Origin of the sequence: Bifidobacterium sp. 2450, assembly GCF_041900695.1 — a bacterium.
Taxonomy (GTDB): domain Bacteria; phylum Actinomycetota; class Actinomycetes; order Actinomycetales; family Bifidobacteriaceae; genus Bifidobacterium; species Bifidobacterium longum.
The window spans coordinates 1-16,261 of the sequence record NZ_JBHEEA010000019.1 but is presented as its reverse complement, the minus strand read 5'-3'; the positions used below and the strand labels follow the sequence as shown (position 1 = coordinate 16,261).

Below are 16,261 nucleotides of genomic sequence, written 5' to 3'. Positions count from 1 at the left end.
AGTGTTTATATGGCTACAAACCTCGATGAATTGAACGCCCAATCGGCGTATGCTCCCCTTCCTCCGATTTTCGCCAAGCTCGGCCTTGCTTATGATGATGTGTTGCTGCTGCCGAACGAGACGGATGTCATTCCCTCCGAAGTGGACACCAGCACTCATCTGACCCGTAAGATCGTGATGAAGGCCCCGGTCCTCTCCGCTGCCATGGATACCGTGACCGAGTCCGAGATGGCCATCGCCATGGCTCGTAACGGTGGTATCGGTGTGCTGCACCGCAATCTGTCCATCGACGACCAGGCCGCTCAGGTCGATGTGGTCAAGCGTTCCGAGTCCGGTATGATCACCGACCCGCTGACCGTCAACCCCGAGGTCACGCTGGCCGACCTCGACAAGCTGTGCGGCAAGTTCCACATCTCCGGTCTGCCGGTTGTGGACAAGGAAAACGAGCTCGTCGGCATCATCACCAACCGTGATATGCGCTTCATCGCCTCCGAGGATTACGACACCCTGAAGGTTAAGGATGTCATGACCAAGGAGAACCTGGTCACTGGCCCGTCCAACATTTCCAAGGACGACGCTCACCGTCTGCTCGCCCAGCACAAGGTTGAGAAGCTGCCGCTCGTTGACGAGGAAGGCCACCTGACCGGCCTGATCACCGTCAAGGACTTCGTCAAGACCGAGCAGTACCCGGACGCCACCAAGGATGAGCAGGGTCGTCTGCGCGTGGCCGCCGGCGTCGGCTTCCTCGGCGACGCCTGGCAGCGTGCCTCCGCTCTGATGGAGGCTGGCGTGGACGTGCTCGTGGTCGACACCGCCAACGGTGAGGCCCGTCTGGCACTCGACATGATTTCCCGCCTGAAGCACGACTCCGCCTTCGACGGCGTGCAGATCATCGGCGGCAACGTCGGCACCCGTTCCGGTGCTCAGGCCATGATTGAGGCTGGCGCGGACGCCGTCAAGGTCGGTATTGGCCCCGGCTCCATCTGCACCACCCGTATCGTTGCCGGTGTCGGTGTCCCGCAGCTCACCGCCGTGTACGAGGCCGCCCAGGCCTGCCGTGCGGCTGGCATCCCCTGCATCGCCGACGGTGGCATCCACTACTCCGGTGACATCGCCAAGGCCCTCGTGGCCGGCGCCTCCTCCGTGATGCTCGGCGGCACGCTCGCCGGCTGTGAGGAAGCCCCGGGCGAGAAGGTGCTCCTGCACGGCAAGCAGTACAAGCTGTACCGTGGCATGGGCTCCCTCGGTGCCATGGCCCCGCGCGGCAAGAAGTCCTACTCCAAGGACCGCTACTTCCAGGCCGACGTGACCTCCAGCGACAAGGTCGTGCCGGAAGGCGTGGAAGGCGAAGTGCCGTACCGCGGCCCGCTGAACGCCGTGCTCTACCAGATGCTCGGTGGCCTGCACCAGTCCATGTTCTACATCGGCGCCCACAACATCGCCGAGATGCCGGAGCGTGGCAAGTTCATCCGCATCACCGATGCCGGTCTGCGCGAATCGCACCCGCACGATATCGTGATGACCGCCGAAGCCCCGAACTACTCCGGCTTCCACAACAACTGATCGGTTGATGCCCGCTAGTTTGCGCTAGTTAGGGATTGATTCCTTGTGAAAAGGGTCTGCTTATGCAGGCCCTTTTCGCGTATGTGGCTCGAGATAGCTTGTATGCGCTGGGGTATAGTCTGAACTGTTCTTGTAATAACGGGTGACATGACGAAAAGAGGCTTACCATGGTCGACAGCCATGATGCAGAAACTTACAGCGCAAAGGATTCGCGCCTGATTTGGATTGACTGCGAAATGACGGGCTTGGATATCTTCGGCGGTGACGAACTGGTCGAAGTGTCTGTAGTGCCCACTGATTTCGATTTGAATGTGCTGGATGAAGGTGTGGATTTCGTTATCAAGCCGAGTCAGAAGGCTGTGGACCATATGAACGACTTCGTGCGCCAGATGCACACCCGTTCTGGTTTGATCAACGAGTGGGAGAATGGCCTGAGCCTGGCCGAGGCCGAGCAGAAGGTCACCGAATACGTGCTGCGCTTCACGCCGGAAGGCGTGCGCCCGCTGCTGGCCGGCAACACCATCGGCTCCGATAAGAAGTTCCTCGACCATTACATGCCGAACCTCATGAACCACCTGCATTATCGCAGCGTGGATGTGAGCACATTCAAGGAGCTCGCCCGCCGCTGGTACCCGGCCGTCTACGAGAACCGCCCGCCAAAGAACGGCGGTCACCGTGCCCTCGCCGACATCATCGAATCCTTGGATGAGCTGCGCTACTACCGTAAGGCGTTTATGGCTCCCATTCCCGGTCCGGACGATGCCGCATCCAAGGCCATCGCTGCCGACATCGTAGCCACCAGCATCCTCAATAAGTAGTCCGCCGTACTTGGCTCCCCTCCCTGAGGGGAGTCTAGAGAGGTTGATATGCGCCAAACCGAAGCCCTGGCCATTCTGAACGCCGGCGCGAACGTGTTTCTGACCGGTGCGCCCGGTGCCGGTAAGACCTATGTCTTGAACGAGTTCATCCGCCAGGCTCGGGCCGACGGCGCCAGTGTGGCAGTCACCGCGTCCACAGGCATCGCCTCCACGCATATCAACGGCCAAACCATCCATTCGTGGAGCGGCGTCGGCGTGGCCACCGCCCTGAGCGCCAGCCTGCTCAAACTCATCAAATCCCGGCGCAAACGCAAGATTCAGGCTACGGACATCCTCGTCATCGACGAGGTCTCCATGCTGCACGCATGGCTGTTTGACATGGTCGACCAAGTCTGCCGCGAAGTACGCCGTGATCCACGCCCGTTCGGTGGCATCCAGGTTGTCTTGTCCGGCGACTTTTTCCAGCTACCGCCGGTTTCGGTGTCCGGGCGCAACAATGATGTGATTGCGCCGACACCGGAGTTTGTCTCTTCCCGTGAACGTTACGCCAAAGCCGGTAAGAACCCCGAAGGCTTCATCACCGAATCGCTGGTATGGCCCGAACTCAACCCGGTGATCTGCTATCTGACCGAACAGCACCGTCAGGATACCGGCGAACTGCTGACCGTGCTCACCGACATTCGCGAAGGCGACGTGACCCAGTCCGACCGTGACGTGCTCGTCACTCGTCTGGGCAAACTGCCCGAGCCCGGCCAGGTCGCCGTCCACCTGTTCCCGGTGAACCGGCAGGCCGACAATCTCAACGACATGCGCCTGAACCAGATTATGCTTGAGCCGCACGAGTTCCACGCCGAGACAGCAGGCCCTGCCAACCTGGTCGACCGACTCAAGAAGAACATGCTGGCCCCCGAGCGACTGGTACTCAAGGAAGGCGCGGCTGTCATGGCCCTGCGCAACGACACCGATCGCCAGTACGTCAACGGCTCGCTCGGCACCGTGCGTGGCTTCGCACAGGAGAACAAGGGCGGCTGGCCGATCGTGGAATTCGAGAACGGCAATATCGTCACCATGAAACAGGCCACATGGGAGATGATGGACGGCGACACCGTGCTCGCCTCCGTCTCCCAGGTGCCGTTGCGCTGCGCGTGGGGCATCACCATCCACAAGTCGCAAGGCATGACGCTTGACCGTGCGGTCATGGACCTGAAGCGCACCTTCGCGCCGGGCATGGGATATGTGGCGCTGTCCCGAGTCGAATCGTTGGGCGGCCTCTATTTAGCCGGCGTCAACGAACGCATGTTCCTCGTCTCGCCCGATGCTGTGGTGCTCGACGGCGACCTGCGCGAAGCCTCGGCCGCGGCCTCAGACCAGTTGGCCGATGAAGGTGCAAGCGCGTTCAAACCTGCTGAGCCGGACGAATTCGGTGCCAATCCCGATGATGACTTCGCCCAAGAGGCGTTATTCTGATCTTTAGAAGCGCTCCGTAGCGGCTACCATGGAATAAGAGGTGGTAGTTATGGTGCTATCCGAGATATTTCGTGGAAACAATGAGGTTCGCGAGGCCGCCCGAGCCGGTGTGCAAATCGATACGGTCAGTGTGGCTAGTGCGTCAGATGCAGCAAGCGCGGCAGACGGCAGCGGCAAAATCACTGGCGCAATACGTCCGCCAGCGGTGGCCGGTTCGTTTTATCCGGCTGACCGCACCGCGCTCAAACAACTCATTAACCATCAGCTGGATTATGGACGGGAACTTCTGCAACATATGGAGCCCACACTTCCAGCGGGGGTGCCGAGGGCGGTAATAGTGCCGCACGCCGGATACATATATTCCGGCACGGCAGCTGCGCTCGCTTACGCGCTCTTGGAGCGTGGGCGGGGGAGTGTGACTCGCGCGGTAATCGTAGGGCCGACTCACCGCGTGGCCGTGCGAGGCGTCGCCTGTTCCACGGCAGCGGCGTTTGAAACGCCGCTGGGCACTGTGCCGGTAGACATTGCAGCCGAGCGTAAGGCTCTGGGCCTGTCTGTCAATGAGCCATTGAGCTCCGGTACACATGCCCGTCCGGGCGCGCCGGCTCCCGCAATGATCGTCAATGGCCCAACCCACGCACAAGAACATGCGGTAGAAGTGCAGATTCCGTTCCTGCAAACCGCGCTCGGCCCAGACCTCACTATCGTGCCGTTGAATGCGTGCGATGCCACGCCACAAGAGGTGGGTGATGTGTTGCGTGCTTTGTGGGGTGGCCCGGAAACCGTCATCGTGATTAGTTCGGATCTCTCGCACTATCATCCGCACGAAGTCGCCCGCGCGTTGGATGACCAGACCATTGCGGACATTGCGGCTTTGCATCTGCCGATTCACCCTCGCCGGGCCTGTGGCGCATACCCGATCAACGGCCTTCTGGATGTGTTAAAAGGCCGCAAGGACATGAAGCTCTTCGAGCTCGGCTGTTCCACTTCCGGCGACGACGGCGTGGTGGCGCTCGCCGGCCAACCTCGCCCCGCAATGCGTGACGCCGACGAGCCGGTAGTGGGATATGTCTCGTTTGCCGCGTGGGAATCCAAGCCGGAAGCAGGTGCTCTAGCCGGTGCAGATGACTTAGGCACATCGGGTACGCCATCCCACGGTGAGGTGCTGCTGAAACTTGCCCGTGCCGCTATCCGGGAACGGTTGCATATCGAGCATCCGACCACCGCTGATTCGACCGCGTCCATTCTTGCCGCAAACCCATGGCTGAACGAGTCCGGTGCCTGTTTCGTCACCCTGACCGAGGGTGGCCGGCTACGCGGGTGCATTGGTTCGCTGGTCGCCCACCGCTCGCTCGGCAAGGACGTGGCCGAGCACGCAGTGGATGCCGCCACCCGCGACCCACGTTTCAACCCGGTCACCGCCGCGGAATACCCGTTGCTCAACGTGGAGGTATCCGTCTTGGGTGAGCCCGAGCCGATTACCGTGAACTCCTGTGACGCCGATTCGCGCGGTACCGGCTCGAAGACCGCGACTCTGGCATCGCTGCAATCCGGACCTCAGACCGACGCCGTCAAACGGGACGGCAGCAACGTCGAACGCCCGGTACGTTCGCGCACTGAACTTGAGGAAGTATTACGCCCCGGCAAAGACGGTCTGATTCTCGCCGACCTCGTGGCCGCGGCGCCACATTCCTGCCACAAGTGTGGGATGAGCTGCCCGATCCGCACGATTTCGTCGCTCATCTGCTCGCCAAAGCCGGTATCCGCCCGTCCTACGACTGGAACGATGGCGAAATCGACTGTCAACGCTACGAGGTGACCGCCTATGCCGAGCACTAACGCAGCAACTATATCTCCTCCCGCTGGCAGGAGGTGGCGCGAAGCGCCGGAGGGTGGTCATCGGGAATCGTACGGTCATGCGGCAGCCGCGCACGCCCATAATCCCGCCATAGGCCGCTGGCAAACGCAATTCCACGACGGTACCAACCGCGCTCGCTGCGAACTATGCCCGCGCCGCTGCGTCCTCAAGCCCGGCCAACGCGGCTTCTGTTTCGTGCGCTCGAACCATGACGGCCTCATCGTCTCCGACACCTACGGCCGCAGCTCCGGCTTCGCCGTGGACCCAGTGGAAAAGAAGCCGCTCAACCACTTCCACCCCGGTTCCAGCGTGCTGAGTTTCGGCACGGCTGGCTGCAATTCCGGTTGCCGATTCTGCCAGAATTGGGATATTGCCAAAGCCCGCAGTTTCGACCGGCTCGGCGTGGAAGCCAGTCCGGAGAAAATCGCGCAGGTCGCGGCCGACCGGGGCATCGACTCGGTGGCGTTCACCTATAACGATCCGATCGTGTTCGCCGAATATGCCATCGACACGGCCGAAGCCTGCCGAGCGCTCGGCATTCATCCCATCGCCGTGACTGCCGGATACATGAGCGCCGAAGCCCGGCCTGACTTCTACGCCGCCATGGACGTCGCCAACATCGATCTCAAAGGCTTCACCGAAGAATTTTATTGGAAGGTGACCGGCACGCATCTGGCCGATGTGCTCGAGACCATCGATTATGCGGTCAACGAGGCACGCACACCAGAAGGCGAACACGTGTGGGTGGAGCTCACCACGCTACTCATCCCTGGACTCAACGATGACGACGCCCAGCTGCATGCTGAATGTACATGGATACGCGAGCACTTGGGCCCGGACGTGCCGCTGCACTTCTCCGCATTCCACCCCAGTTACCGCATGATGGACGTACCTCCCACCCCGCACGAGACTCTGATCCGCGCCCGAGACATCGCCCTCGAAGAGGAACTCAATTATGTGTACACCGGCAACGTGCATGATCGTGAAGGCGATACCACGTATTGCCCAAACCCTGAATGCCGGGCCAAGCTCGTGGAACGCGATTGGTATCGAATCATTGCCAATCGTTTATCTGCCGGATACGGTGGCAATGGGCACTGCCCCGTATGCAGGACTGCTATCGCCGGACGTTGGTAATCTGCCTCAGGTCGCCCGCGCGATTCACCGCAGATCGCCAATACGCGCGGCGATCGTCCTCATCGATTTGAGGCTCGCCTCATAGCGCGCGGCTGACACAATCAGAATGATGCCGCTCAAAGCAAGCCACAATGCCGGCCAGCTACGCAGCATCGGGCGTACTTGCGGCAAACGCACACTCACAATCAGCGCGGCCGCTCCGGACAGGCCGGCGATAAGATCCACCGGGGCATACGGTTGCGGGTTGGTCCATGCAAGACCGAGGAGTATTACGCCGGCAAGAATGGTGGCGCATGTCTCAATAACCTGTGATGCGGTCAGCCGGCCCGACGAACGCCCGAATCGCTCTTGCGCGACTGATGGTTGGTTCGGCTGGGCCATTGCCCGATTCGGGTAGGGGTAGGGAGAAGCATAGACCGGGCCCGGTTGTTGCGGTTGATGCGGGTAGGCCGCTTGTTCCGGGACCGACATAGGCGATTGCGCAAATGGTGGCATGGCCATTGGCTGTTGCGATACCGGTTGTTGCGGAACTGCCGTTGGGAATTGCGGGGCTGCAGCAGAAAATTGCGGGGCCCATGCTGGGGCCGGTTGATACACCGGTTGCTCCGCGGATTCCGGCTGATTCCCCTGTTGCTCGGTTGGCTGCGTCATCGTGCCCTCCTACCCTTCTAGCCGTCATTGTTGCACGAGTGAGTCCGAATGCCAAGATGAAGGACGGAATAGTGCGAATAGCAGGCGGGCTTGTCGGTTCACGCGAATATCTTTAAACCTATGACTTCCAATACCCTTCGTATGTCAACCATGTTCCTGCGCACCCTGCGCGAGGACCCCGCTGATGCCGATGTCGATTCGGCCAAGCTGCTGCAGCGCGCCGGCTATATTCGCAAGGCCGCACCCGGTATCTGGACCTGGCTGCCGCTCGGTCTGCGCGTGCTGAACAAGATCGAGGCCATCATCCGCGAGGAGATCAACGGCATCGGCGCCCAGGAAGTGCACTTCCCGGCCCTGCTGCCGCGCGAACCCTACGAGGCCACCCATCGCTGGGAGGAGTACGGCGATAACATCTTCCGTTTGAAGGATCGCCACGAGGCCGATTACCTGCTGGCCCCCACCCACGAGGAGATGTTCACCCTTCTGGTCAAGGACATGTACTCCTCTTACAAGGACCTGCCCGTCACCCTGTACCAGATTCAGACCAAGTACCGCGACGAGTTCCGCCCGCGCGCCGGCCTGATCCGTGGCCGCGAATTCATCATGAAGGACGCCTACTCCTTCACCATCGATGAAGAAGGCATGCGCAAGGCCTACTATGACGAGCGCGGCGCCTACGAGCGCATCTTCCAGCGTCTTGATCTGAAGTACGTACCTGTGTTCGCCATGTCCGGCCCGATGGGCGGCTCCGCATCCGAGGAGTTCCTGGCTCCGATGCCGATCGGCGAAGATACCTTCGCGCTGGCACCTTCCGGCAAGGCATGGAATGTTGAGGCCCTGAGCACTCCGGAGCTGCCGGAAATCGATGCTTCCGCCACTCCCGCCGCTTCCAAGGAAGCCACCCCGGATGCCAAGACCATCGACAACATGATCGAGCGTGCCAACGCCGACCACCCGCGTACTGATGGCCGTGAATGGCAGGCTTCCGACATCCTCAAGAACGTGGTGATTACCGTCAAGCACCCTGAGGATGAAGAGCATGACGAGCCGTGGCGTGAAGTGATTGTCGTCGGCGTGCCCGGCGACCGTACGGTGGATATGAAGCGACTGGAAGCCCAGTTCGCGCCCGCCGAACTTGAGGAAGCCACTGAGGAAGACCTGAAGCAGCACCCCGAACTGGTGCCCGGCTACATCGGACCGATGGTGCTTGGCCCGCAGGCCGAGGCTGCTGGCGTGAAGAACCCGGTTCGCTACCTGGTCGATGCGCACGTGGTCAAGGGTTCCGCTTGGTTCACTGGTGCCGATGAGAACGAGGTCGACTACTACAACCTGGTGTACGGCCGTGACTTCAAGGCCGACGGCGTGGTGGAAGCCGTTGAGGTTCGCCACGGCGACATGAGCCCGGATGGTTCCGGTCCGTTGAGCTTCGAGCGTGGTGTGGAAATCGGCCAGGTGTTCCAGCTGGGTCTCAAGTACTCCAAGGCACTGGACCTGAAGGTTCTCGACCAGAACGGCAAGGCCGTGCCGGTGTGGATGGGCTGCTATGGCATCGGTGTTTCCCGCGTGCTGGCCTGCATCGCCGAAACACACCACGACGAAGCCGGCTTGGCTTGGCCGTCCGTGATTGCCCCGGCTGCCGTGCACGTGGTGGCCACCGGCAAGGACGCTGCGGCGTTTGAAGGTGCCGAGAAGCTGGTCGCCGAGCTTGAAGCCAAGGGCCTTGAGGTTATTTACGATGACCGCAAGAGGGTGTCTCCGGGCGTCAAGTTCAAGGATGCCGAGCTGATCGGCGTGCCGCTGGTCGCCGTGGTCGGCCGCGATTACGTCAACGACGGCACCATCGAACTGCGCGACCGCAACGGCGAAAACAAGGTCGCCGTGCCCGCCGCCGAAGCCGCCGACGCGCTCGCCGAGCGCTTCGCCGCCCTCAGCTGAGTCCCACTTACTCAGCCTCGGCGTTAATCGCATCAAGCGCCATTCTGCCCAGTCGCAGAATGGCGCTTTGTTGTGGATAACCGAAACTTATCCACATTCTTAAAATTTCAACTGCGTCACAGTATCCACATTTGCCAGTTGCCCTTGTGCGCTTCAAATGCCATGCCTCACAGTGGAGGTACCGCTGGGGCGTGCAAGCCGGCAATGAAGCCGGAGACAGGCTCCGGCGGTCCACATCCAAACAACAGGCCAGCAGGCCGAGGAAAGGACCGATCATGGCAAATCAACAAGCAGCAGTGACCGTCACCGGCTTTGTGGCCGGTGATCCGACACTAGGCGGAACCGAGAGTTTCCGCGTGCTGACATTCCGTATGGGCAGCACTCGCAGTCGACTCAACCCGACTACCAGACAATGGGAGGATTACGGAACTGCATGGGTGGGCGTCAAAGCGTTCCGTGCTTTGGCCGTGAACGCCGCCAGTTCGGTTCGCCGCGGCGACCGCATCATTGTGGTCGGCTCACTCATCACCGAGCAGTGGACCAATGAGCAAGGCGAACCGCGCAGTAGAACCGTTCTCGAAGCCACCAACATTGGGCATGACCTGACCTTCGGCACCACGTCGCTGATCAGGCCACAGCGTGCCGGTAATGGTAACGGAGGCAATGGTGGCAACGGTAACGGCAATGCCAACGGTGCCGCCGAAGGTATGGATGGCGGAAACGGACAACGAGCATCGTCGCCGTACGTGAGGCCAACGCAATATGGCGCGGGCGGTGCCGCGTCCGGTGTGGGTATTGACCCGTATGCGACCTCGTCGGAATCTGGCCCCGTCGAATTTGGGGTCACCTCCGATTCCGGCCAATCGCCGTCGCCATCAACCGGGTCCGCGGCCGTGGCCGATGCCGTCATGTCGCAACCGGACGCCGGCACCAATCAACCACAGCCCGTGGCCCAACAAACCCACGTCGACGGTTTCGCTGAATCTTCCAATCCCAGTGATTCCGAATTCTGAGTGCCAACCATACATCATGAAAAACCGCTGTGTTCGCCTGTAATCGAGGCAAACACAGCGGTTTTCTTTTACATAACGGGGACTACCAAATGCGCACACGGTCCTTGGGCGCGAGCCACATGGCGTCGCCTTCGGTCACGCCAAAGGCATCGTAGAAGAGGTCCACGTTGCTGGCGATGCCGTTGGTGCGGAATTCGGCCGGAGAATGCGGGTCGATCTGCAGGTACTGTTCGGCCAGCTCGTCGCGGTTCTTGGTGCGCCAGATGGAGGCGTAGCTCAGGAAGAAGCGCTGCAGGCCGGTGAATCCGTCCATTTCGGGGGCGGTATCGAGCAGTGCCTTGATGGCGGCGGGGGAGCCGTCTTCTTCGGCATCGGACTTACCTGCCGCCTTGCCGAGCGCGAATGCATACGCCTTGAGTGCGATGTTCACGCCGCCCAAATCGCCGATGTTCTCGCCGATGGTCAGCGCGCCGTTCACGTGCGGCGCCTTATCAGGCTCGTCAGCGTACTTCTCGGCCAGCTGCAGCGGCACAAAGCTGTTGTACTGGGCGATCAATGCGCCGGTACGGGCCTCGAAGTTCTTGCGATCCTCGTCGGTCCACCAGTTGTTGAGCTTGCCGTCGCCGTCATACTGCGAACCCTGATCGTCGAAGCCATGGCCGATCTCGTGGCCGATCACTGCGCCGATGCCGCCGTAGTTCGCCGCATCCTCGGCCTTCGGGTCGAAGAACGGGGGCTGCAGAATCGCGGCCGGGAACACAATGACGTTCATGCTTGGCTCGTAGTAGGCGTTCACCGTCTGCGGATTCATCAGCCATTCGTCCTTGTCGACCGACTTGCCGACCTTGGCCAGCTGGTAGCCGGTCTCGTACAGGTTCGCGGCCTTGGCGTTCTCGGCGGGCATCGCATCCGCGGAGACACTCAGCGCCGAGTAATCGCGCCAGTGGTTGGTGTAGCCGATCTTCGGCGTGAACTTGGAGATCTTCTCCAGAGCCTTGGCCTTGGTGTCTTCGCCCAGCCAATCGGAATTGGTGATGGACACGCGGTAGGCGTCAATCAGATTGGCGACCAGCTCTTCCATGCGGCGCTTCGAGCTTTCGGGGAAGTGCAGGCGCACGTATTCGCGGCCCACATCTTCACCGCAAATGCCGTTGACCAGGCTCACCGCGCGCTTCCAACGATCGCGCTGCTTCTTGGCACCGGAGAGCACCTTGCCGTAGAAGTCAAAGTTGGTGGTGTCGAAGTCGCGAGACAGGGAGGAGGCGAAGCCCAGAATCATGTGAACACGGGCCCACAGCTTAAGGTCGGCCAGATCGGCCTCGGCCCAGAACGCATCAAGACCAGTGAGGAAGCTCGGCTCGTGCACAATGACGCGCGCGAACACAGACTTGAAATCGATCGGCTGAGCCTTGGCGGCCTCGGTGGCATCATAGGCGGTCTGCCAGGCGTCGATCCAGGAACCGAGATCGAAGTTCTTCAGCGTGGCGGCCAAATCGGCGTAATCGGTGGGGTTGTAGGTCTTCACCGAATCGCGCGTGGCCACATTGTCCCAATGATTGGCGGCGATCTTGGTCTCCACGGCAAGAAAGTGGCGGGCCATATCAAGCGCGGCTTCGCTGGGAACCGTGGCGGGAGCGTTGCTCTCGTCATCGCCGGTGTTGGCCGGCAGTTCATCGCCACCGTTGGACTCGGCGGCGGGCGCGTATCCGGCGTTCACCAGCTGGGTGGCGACCATCGCCACGCATGCTTCGCGCACGGGAGCATAGTGATCCTCGCGATAGTAGGCTTCATCCGGCAGACAAAGGCCGGCCTGCTCAAGGTGGGCGATGTTGCGGTCCGGGTCGCCCGGGTCGCCGTAAACGGCCAAGCCGAACAGGTCGGGGCCGCCGGCTGGGTTGATCGTGCCGAGCACGCGCGTGAGAGCGGCCTTGTCGATGGCAGAGTCGATGAGGTCAAGCTCGTCGCGGATCGGGTCAAGGCCGGCGGCCTCGATGGCGTCGGTGTTCAGGAACGAATGATACAGAGTCTGCGATTTGGTGGCCGGGCAGTCGTCGGCGTCGAGGATGTCGCGCACCTGGTTTTCGGCGTCTTCGGCAAGCTTGTCGAAGGAGCCGTAGCGCGAACGATCGTCGGGTAGGCGGTAGGTGTCGATCCATGGGCCATTCACGTAGCGGAACAGGTCGTTGGTCGGCTTGATGACGGAGGAGAACGATGCCGGGTCGATGCCCGACGTCAGCGTTTCGGTTTCGTTGGTCATGGCCCTAAGCCTAATCGCGGTGGGGGAGAAGCGCTGGTGATGCAGATATTGCGTTATGGGCATTGCGCTGTCAGTGAACTAGACAGATTACCTAATTGTGGTGATGGTTCAAATTAGACAACTTGCCTAACAGGGTATGTGGAACCTGAATATGGACCTTGAGCTAAGGAGTTACGATGAGCAATCCGAACGAGGACCAGTGGAATGGCCAGACGGGTCAGCCCAACCAGAGCCAGCCGAGCCAGCCGAATCCGGCGGGCCAACCGGGCCAACCGCAGTATGGCGCGTATGGCAGCAATCATGGCGGCCAATATCCTCCGCAAGGTGCGCCGGGAGCGCAAGACACTCAGAATCAGCAGGCGCAGAACGGCCAGCCACAAGGCGGACCGAACCAGAACCCGTACTACGGCCCGTACGCCTACAATCCGAACTATGGCCCGAACGGCCAGCCGGCATGGGGGCCGGACGGTCGGCGGTATCAGGCGGACGGCCAATCGAATAGCCAAGCGGACGGGCAGCCGAATGGTCCATGGGGCGATCAAAGTCAACCCGGCTGGCAGCAGACCAACTGGTATGTCGGCAATTTCAGTCCATTCCGCCTGATCGAGGAATGGCTGCCGGAAAAGGCCAAGACCAAGATCCGCGTGATCTATGGCGTGGTCGGCGTGGCCGCCATCGCCTTGGGTGCTGCGCTGTTGCTGGTGCCGAACAAGACGCTGGCTTTGGCCGCATTGTTGCTCGGCGTGTATTTCGTGATTTCCGGCGTGGTGCGCATCGCCAGCGCTCTCGTGGAGCCGGGTCTGCCGGGCGGCTGGCGTGTGCTGGACGTGTTCGTCGGTATTCTGCTGACCTTTGGCGGCGTGGTGGTTGTGCGCAACTACGGCATGACCGGTCAGACGCTGGCATTACTCATTACTTTGATGGTCGGTTTCGGATGGATTATGGAAGGCGTGCTGTCGCTGGTTGAATCGTGGCGCATCCCGCATTCCGGCTGGGCCATCGTCTATGCCGTCATCTCGATTATCGCTGGCTTCGTGGTGCTGATGAGCCCGCTGAGCTCTGCCGTATTCATGATTATCTTCGGCGGATGCGCCATGGTGGTGATGGGGATTACTTCAGTGATTCGCGCGTTCACTTTCGGCAAGCGCAAGAAGTAGCGTGTGCTGAAGCGTTGCCGAGTCCAAAGCGTCCTTGTCGGGAATTGTTCCTGCAAGGGCGCTTTATCGGCTGTGTACATTGTCGCAGTGGAGTGCCGAACTTAGTGGTTGATTAAGCGTTGAGGCAGATAATAAATGATATTTCGGGCACCGCTTTTTATGACACGGATGGAGTGCCGTCAATGTTGATTGGTTAACAATCTGATCTTCTGCGGCAGTACGAGTGAAGGCGGGTGATTATTCCCGCCCGAACGGTACTGATCCTATAAAGGAGGACATTATGGTAGACCAGATGGTTTTGCAAACACAGCAGTGGCTGAATAAAACCTATGGGAATGATTCTCGATTCAACGCTGTCTCTGAAAATGGGCAAACCGGTTGGGAAACGATTTACGGTTTGACGCGAGCGCTGCAAATTGAGCTAGGTATCCAAACCACAGCCGATAATTTCGGTCCTTCTACGCGGAGTCTTTTTGCGAAGCGGTATCCTAACGGTGTCCAGCAGCAGAAAGACGGCGATGGGACCAAGTCGAATGTATATTCCATCATCCAAGGAGCGCTCTGGTGCAAGGGGTATTCAACTGGCGGCAATATCTCTCAACATTTCTATAGCGGTACCGGCTCGGCAATTAAAAAGCTTAAGACTGATATGGGCATTGGCGGTGATTCCAGTGTTGATGTCGAAATCATGGGAGCATTATTGTCGATGCAACAGTTCGTGTTGCTTGCCGATTATGGTGGCAGTGTGGCTGTTCGTAATGCGCAACAGCAGATTAATAGACAGTATCGCTCCTATACGGGGATTATTCCGACTGATGGCCTGTATGGTCGTGAAATGAATACTGCGCTCATTCAGGTGTTGCAAGCACTTGAGGGGTTTACTCCTGATGAAGCGACCGGCAACTTTGGTGACGGCACCCGTTCTCGACTGAAAACCATTACGTCTGCTAACGCATCAGCCAATGAATATTGGCTATGGCTCGCAAGTGTTGCGTTGGCTTGCAATGGCATTGGGGCACTCCGACTCATGTGTGGACAAGTTGATAACGCCCGAGATTTTGCGCACTTTGGTTTGGGCTTGAGATAGGGGCATGGCCCGTGTCCTGTGTACGATTTTCAGTCGCCAGACATTAGAAAACCGCGATTGGAAACGAGGGCACGAAGCCATGTCACAGCAGATTCTACAGGTCGACCAGGCCATGTTGGAAACCACCCTGGACCGGATGGTCCGCAAAAGCGTCGAGGAGACCCTGAACGCGATGCTCGACGCCGAGGCCGACGAGATCACCGGCGCCGCGCGCTACGAGCGCAGCGGGGACCGCAAGGCGTACCGGGCCGGCCACTACGAGCGCGACCTGACCGTCAAGGCCGGCAAAATGAGCCTGAAAGTGCCGAAACTCAAGGGCGCGGTGTTCGAGTCGGCCGTGATCGAACGATACCGTCGGCGTGAGGAGAGCGTCGAGGAGGCCTTGATCGACATGTACCTGGCCGGCGTCTCCACCCGCCAGGTCGATGATGTCAGCCGGCTCCTGTGGGGCGACCGCATGCCCTCGCAGACCCTGAGCGACAAGCTCAAGCGCGTCTATGCGGATATCGACGCATGGCGGGGCAGGCCCCTCGAACAGGATTACCCGTACCTGTTCATGGACGGCGTGTGGCACAAAAGGTGCTGGGGCGGGTCCGTGGAGAACGTGAGCATCCTGGTGGCCATCGGCGTCGGCATGGACGGGCGGCGCGAGGTGCTTTCGGTGGCCGAGGGCATGAAGGAGGACGCGGAAAGCTGGCGCGAATTCATCAAAGGCATGCTCGCACGAGGCCTCAAGGGCGTGAGACTGGTGACGGGAGATCGGTGCGCGGGGCTGGTCGCCGCCGCGGGCGAGCTGCTGCCCGATGCCCGCTACCAGCGGTGCATGGTGCATTTCGAGCGCAACATACTCGCCAGGGTCAACCCCGGGAACCGCGACTGGGCGGCCGACGCACTGAAGGCCGTGTTCTCCATGGAATCACGCGACAAGGCGTTGGAGAAGGCCGAATCCGTCGCCCGGGACATGGAATCCAGGAAACTCAAGGAGGCCGCCAAATGCCTGCGCGAGGGCATCGGCGAGACCACGACCTACCTGCTCGACGACTACCCGCGCGAGCATAGGCGTCGGATCCGCACCAACAACATGATCGAACGGCTCAACCGCGAGATCAGGCGCAGGACCCGCGTGGTCGGCTCGTTCCCCGACGGACGCAGCGCGTTGATGCTCGTCTGCGCGAGGGTCCGCTACGTGACATCCGACGAGTGGTCGACGCGCCGCTACCTCGACATGTCAAGGCTCGGTGAGACCGTACCAGCAGCGAACTGATCACCGCCACAGGGACGGGCGAAGACCAAAGTGCGCAAGAGTTCGGGCACTACC

General features: G+C 60.5%; 12 protein-coding genes and 1 pseudogene. 11 read left to right on the top strand and 2 right to left on the bottom strand.

Annotated features, from left to right (window positions below):
• The first annotated feature begins 9 nt into the window (after positions 1–9).
• The 6 genes and pseudogenes from guaB (at position 10) to amrS (ending at position 6,843) form a co-directional block, all read left to right on the top strand.
• Complete coding sequence (guaB, locus tag ACEUKI_RS09475) at positions 10–1,563, top strand: IMP dehydrogenase (RefSeq protein WP_115770581.1); 1,554 nt, start codon at positions 10–12, stop codon at positions 1,561–1,563.
• Positions 1,564–1,730: 167 nt separating this feature from the next.
• Positions 1,731–2,381, top strand: a complete 651-nt coding sequence (gene orn, locus ACEUKI_RS09470) for an oligoribonuclease (RefSeq protein ID WP_374156796.1) — start codon at positions 1,731–1,733, stop codon at positions 2,379–2,381.
• A gap of 48 nt (positions 2,382–2,429) precedes the next feature.
• Positions 2,430–3,848 carry a PIF1 family ATP-dependent DNA helicase gene (locus tag ACEUKI_RS09465; protein WP_115770582.1) on the top strand — a complete coding sequence of 473 codons (1,419 nt, stop codon included), beginning with the start codon at positions 2,430–2,432 and terminating at the stop codon, positions 3,846–3,848.
• Between the two features lie 49 nt (positions 3,849–3,897).
• Positions 3,898–5,283 (top strand): annotated as a pseudogene (amrB, locus tag ACEUKI_RS09460) (AmmeMemoRadiSam system protein B); the annotation flags it as partial.
• A 266-nt stretch (positions 5,284–5,549) separates the two neighbouring features.
• The gene (locus ACEUKI_RS09455; RefSeq protein ID WP_272897658.1) at positions 5,550–5,687 is read left to right on the top strand and encodes an AMMECR1 domain-containing protein; all 138 of its coding nucleotides are present in this window, start codon (positions 5,550–5,552) and stop codon (positions 5,685–5,687) included.
• Positions 5,674–6,843: an AmmeMemoRadiSam system radical SAM enzyme gene (amrS, locus tag ACEUKI_RS09450; RefSeq protein ID WP_115770583.1), complete on the top strand. Its 1,170-nt coding sequence runs from the start codon at positions 5,674–5,676 to the stop codon at positions 6,841–6,843. Before ACEUKI_RS09455 ends, amrS begins: the two co-directional genes overlap by 14 nt.
• A gap of 24 nt (positions 6,844–6,867) precedes the next feature.
• On the opposite strand, the gene ACEUKI_RS09445 is transcribed toward amrS, so the two are convergent.
• Entirely contained in the window at positions 6,868–7,494 is a 627-nt protein-coding gene (locus ACEUKI_RS09445; protein ID WP_236838412.1) for a hypothetical protein, read from the bottom strand.
• Between the two features lie 120 nt (positions 7,495–7,614).
• Here ACEUKI_RS09445 and ACEUKI_RS09440 point away from each other — a divergent pair, with 120 nt between their 5' ends.
• A complete protein-coding gene (locus ACEUKI_RS09440) occupies positions 7,615–9,429 on the top strand; it encodes a proline--tRNA ligase (protein ID WP_374156795.1) in 1,815 nt (604 codons plus the stop codon).
• A gap of 275 nt (positions 9,430–9,704) precedes the next feature.
• Positions 9,705–10,442 (top strand): single-stranded DNA-binding protein, encoded by a 738-nt coding sequence (locus tag ACEUKI_RS09435; protein ID WP_080785981.1) that lies wholly within the window; start codon positions 9,705–9,707, stop codon positions 10,440–10,442.
• Between the two features lie 82 nt (positions 10,443–10,524).
• Here the strand turns inward: ACEUKI_RS09435 and ACEUKI_RS09430 are convergent, their stop codons facing one another.
• Positions 10,525–12,699: a M13 family metallopeptidase gene (locus ACEUKI_RS09430; protein WP_374156794.1), complete on the bottom strand. Its 2,175-nt coding sequence runs from the start codon at positions 12,697–12,699 to the stop codon at positions 10,525–10,527.
• Between the two features lie 176 nt (positions 12,700–12,875).
• On the opposite strand from ACEUKI_RS09430, the gene ACEUKI_RS09425 reads away from it, so the two are divergent.
• The 3 genes from ACEUKI_RS09425 to ACEUKI_RS09415 all read left to right on the top strand — a co-directional run bounded on the left by ACEUKI_RS09425 (position 12,876) and on the right by ACEUKI_RS09415 (position 16,207).
• Positions 12,876–13,856, top strand: coding sequence for a DUF308 domain-containing protein (locus ACEUKI_RS09425; RefSeq protein WP_374156793.1), 981 nt, complete (start codon positions 12,876–12,878; stop codon positions 13,854–13,856).
• Positions 13,857–14,136: 280 nt separating this feature from the next.
• Entirely contained in the window at positions 14,137–14,943 is an 807-nt protein-coding gene (locus ACEUKI_RS09420) for a hypothetical protein (protein WP_374156792.1), read from the top strand.
• A gap of 79 nt (positions 14,944–15,022) precedes the next feature.
• Positions 15,023–16,207 carry an IS256 family transposase gene (locus ACEUKI_RS09415; RefSeq protein ID WP_131218582.1) on the top strand — a complete coding sequence of 395 codons (1,185 nt, stop codon included), beginning with the start codon at positions 15,023–15,025 and terminating at the stop codon, positions 16,205–16,207.
• The last annotated feature ends 54 nt before the right edge of the window (positions 16,208–16,261 follow it).